At 71.2% G+C, this 2,965-nt stretch carries 1 protein-coding gene; it reads right to left on the bottom strand.

The window, feature by feature from the left end; translation table 11 throughout:
* Positions 1–2,965, bottom strand: a 2,965-nt coding sequence (locus IE287_RS38025; protein WP_189854001.1) for an RHS repeat domain-containing protein, incomplete at both ends; no start/stop codon positions are given.

A 2,965-nucleotide genomic window follows, 5' to 3' on the forward strand; every position in this document is an offset into this window, starting at 1 on the left:
GCGTTCGTGGTGGAGTAGGCCGCCGTCGCCGGCAGACCGCTCACCGCGGTCGCGGTCGTCGTCACGGTGTAGGTACCGGCGAGCAGCTCCTCACCCGTCACCGAGGGAACCGTGACCTTCGCGCCCTTGGCGCGGCCGGCCGTGTCGTAGCCGGTGGTCTCCGTGACGTACGCGGCGTTCGCCGTGACCGAGGAGTCGTAGCGGATCGACTTGTGCGGCAGGCCCTTGCCCGCCGGAGCGGTGTCGTAGGTCCACTCCGCCAGCTTCGCGCCGGTCACCGACCCCGACCGCAGGGACGTCTCGCGGCCCAGCTCGTCGTAGGTGGTGGCGACCGTGCCGCGCGCGTCCGTCACCGTGTCCGGGCGGCCGTTCGCGTCGTAGTGGGTGGTGCTCAGCCCCTTGTCCGGGTCGGACGTGGTGATCAGGCGGTCACGCAGGTCGTAGGCGTAGCGCCAGGTGTTGCGGCCCGAGGTGTCCGACACCGAGGCCAGCAGGCCCGCCGCGTCGTAGGTGCGGGTCGTCTTCTCGTACTGCGTCGCCGCCGCGCCCGGGACCGGGTTCCGGTCCTTGTACTGCCGCTCCTCGACGGGGCGGCCGCGGGCGTCGCTGCGGATGAGGACCGCGGTGCCGCCGGACGGCGGGAGGACGGCCGCCCAGTCGGCGCCGTAGGTGAGGGTCGACTTCCACTTCAGGACGTTCAGCGCCAGCTCGGCGCTCTCGACCGCCCGGCCGCGGCCGTCGTACGTGGTCTGGACGGCCTGCGGCACCTGGTTCGGCGTGACGACGAACATGGCGGACGTCGACACCGCGGCGCTGTTGTAGAAGGGGGCGTTGATCAGGTACGGGCGCCCGTGACCGTCGTAGAAGGTGTCCGCGACCAGGCGCCCGGTCGTGCCGACCGCGTCCGACTGGGTCTGGCGCTCACGGAGCAGGGAGTCGTAGAAGGTGACGCTGGTGCCCCACAGGCCGTCCTCGTAGAGGTTCTTGGAGACGACGGTGGAGGGGACCGTGGCGGAGAGGTTGTAGGTGAAGGTGGCGTTGGGCTGGAGGGTCTTGGCCCGTCCCGCGCTCCACGCCTTCGTGAGGCGGCCCAGCGTGTCGTACTCGCTGCTGGCGGTACGGCCGTTCGCGTCCGTGCTGGTCAGGGCGAGGCCGCGCATGCCGTCGTACGTCGTCGTGGACTCGTGGCCCTTGACGTTGGACGTCTTGACGGAGGTCGGCTGGGCGCCGGTGGCGGGGGTGTAGGCGGTCGTGACCGGCTGGCCGTCCTGGCCCCTGGCGGTGAGGACGCGGCCGTACTGGTCGTAGGTGCTCTGGCCGGTGGTCTCCCAGACGGGGGTGTTGTCGGCGGTGTGGTCGGCGAGCTGCTCGGTCTTGGTGACGTGGGCCTTGCCGGGGTCCGGGGCGATGCCCAGAGCCTTGCCGTCGTAGAAGGTGCGGATCCGGCCGGTGATCTCGCTCGGGCGGGTCAGGCAGGCCGTGTTGTCGGCCGTGGTGATCTCGCTCGGGTAGGCGATCAGCCAGTCGGTGGTGTCGGGCGTGACGTAGTCGGTCAGCGTGCAGCGGGCTTCGACGGAGCCGGCGGCGCCGTCGTCGGTCTCCTTGGTGAGGAGGCCGTAGGTGCTGTCGTAGGAGCGGCCGGTGGTCAGGGTGCGCCAGCTGCCGTCGTCGAGGAGGGTGGCGTTCTTCTCCGTGACGGTGCCGGACAGGCGGGCCGTCCTGGCGGGGAGGGTGGCCGCGGGGTCGTTCGGCTTGTCGGGGTCGGTGACGCCCTTGACCGCCTGGGTGGCCGTCGCCGCGGACTCCCAGGGGGTGTACGTGGTCTTCGCGACGATCTTGCCGCCGGTGCCGTCCTTGTCGTACACGGAAGAGGAGGCCACCCGGCCGGCGAAGTCCTCACGGTCGGTGACGCCGTTGACGGCCAGGCCCGGGCGCGGGCTGCCGTCGGCGAGGGTGTCGCCCGCCATGCCGAGGAAGTACGTCTTCTCGGTCTTCACGCGGTTCGTCGAGCCGACGTAGGTGCGGACGGTGCCGTAGCCGCGGAAGGAGTTCCAGGTGCGGTGCTTCTCGGGGGTGAACTCGCCGGTGTCCTTGCGCCAGTTCGGGCCGTCGGCGTACTCGTAGGTGGTGACCTTCGACGGCGAGCCGGTGCCGGCCGTCGTGTCGGTCTCGTCGACCCGGGCCACCAGGTACTTGTGGAACCAGTCCTTCACCGGGTCGACCGCGCCGTCCGGGGTCCACCAGGACGGGTAGCAGCGCTTGGTGTTGGTGTCCGCGGCGGGCAGGGTGCTCGGCGTGCACTGGGCCGCCGTGTAGGTGACGAGGGTCTGGGCGCCCGTCTCGGACGTGATCGTGGTCAGGCGCTTGCGGTTGAGGGGCGGACGGCCTTCGGCGGCGTCGACCCGGTTGGGCATGAGGGTGCCCTCGAAGTACACCTTGTTCAGGGCGATGTCGGCGGTCGCTCCCGCCTTGCCCGTGCGCTGGACGGTGTCCAGCCACATCGCGGGGGTGGACGTGTCGCCCGTCCCCGGGAAGGACTGGGCCAGCGTCCAGGTGTCCACGGCGACCAGGCCGGTGCCCACCAGCGCGGAGGTGGTGATCGAGGTCAGGCGCTGCTTGGACCAGAACGACGGGGAGGGGTGGAGGCACTCCTTGCCGGGGGTGCACTCCAGGTCGACGGGGGTGTCGGGCCAGTTGGCGGCGTTGGCCTCGGTGAAGGCGCAGTCGGCGGCGGTGCAGCGCGGGGCCGTGGTGAAGGCGACGCGGCCGGCCGGGGTGGCGGTGTAGAGGTTGTCGGCGCGCAGGCCGTAGTCGATGCGGTTCAGGTAGCCGCCGCGGGTGTACGGCTTCGCCTCGTCCCGCTTGCCGTTCTGCGCGTAGTGGCCCTGTTCCTTGGTGTAGTAGAGGGCCATGGCGTTGCCGTGCGGGTCGACGACGTAGTCGAGGTTCCAGCGCCAGCCCTGCT

It is taken from the genome of Streptomyces omiyaensis (genome assembly GCF_014650895.1).
Classification (GTDB): Bacteria; Actinomycetota; Actinomycetes; order Streptomycetales; family Streptomycetaceae; genus Streptomyces; species Streptomyces omiyaensis.